At 57.5% G+C, this 1,047-nt stretch carries 1 rRNA gene; it reads right to left on the bottom strand.

Annotated features, from left to right (window positions below):
* A 23S ribosomal RNA gene (locus ACZ6ZP_RS43175) occupies positions 1–1,047 on the bottom strand; the annotation flags it as partial.

Raw genomic sequence — 1,047 nt, 5'->3', positions numbered from 1 at the left:
CTACACCCTTACCCCGGGACTACCACCGCCCGGGCTGGACTACCTTCCTGCGTCACCCCATCACTCACCTACTACAAGTCTGGTTCGTCGGCTCCACCACTTCCCTTTGCCCGAAGGCTCCAGGACGGCTTCACGGACTTAGCATCGCCTGATTCAATGTTTGACGCTTCACAGCGGGTACCGGAATATCAACCGGTTATCCATCGACTACGCCTGTCGGCCTCGCCTTAGGTCCCGACTTACCCTGGGCAGATCAGCTTGACCCAGGAACCCTTAGTCAATCGGCGCACACGTTTCTCACGTATGTATCGCTACTCATGCCTGCATTCTCACTCGTGAACCGTCCACCACTAGCTTCCGCTGCAGCTTCACCCGGCACACGACGCTCCCCTACCCATCCCAGCAGGCGTTGGCCCTAATGCTGGAATGACACGACTTCGGCGGTACGCTTGAGCCCCGCTACATTGTCGGCGCGGAATCACTTGACCAGTGAGCTATTACGCACTCTTTCAAGGGTGGCTGCTTCTAAGCCAACCTCCTGGTTGTCTGTGCGACTCCACATCCTTTCCCACTTAGCGTACGCTTAGGGGCCTTAGTCGATGCTCTGGGCTGTTTCCCTCTCGACCATGGAGCTTATCCCCCACAGTCTCACTGCCGCGCTCTCACTTACCGGCATTCGGAGTTTGGCTAAGGTCAGTAACCCGGTAGGGCCCATCGCCTATCCAGTGCTCTACCTCCGGCAAGAAACACACGACGCTGCACCTAAATGCATTTCGGGGAGAACCAGCTATCACGGAGTTTGATTGGCCTTTCACCCCTAACCACAGGTCATCCCCCAGGTTTTCAACCCTGGTGGGTTCGGTCCTCCACGACCTCTTACAGCCGCTTCAACCTGCCCATGGCTAGATCACTCCGCTTCGGGTCTTGAGCGCGCTACTGAACCGCCCTATTCGGACTCGCTTTCGCTACGGCTTCCCCACACGGGTTAACCTCGCAACGCACCGCAAACTCGCAGGCTCATTCTTCAAAAGGCACGCAGTCACGACG

It is taken from the genome of Streptomyces sp. NPDC054047 (assembly GCF_055585065.1).
Note: the sequence above shows the minus strand (reverse complement) of the source record. Positions and strands in the feature narration are given on the sequence as shown.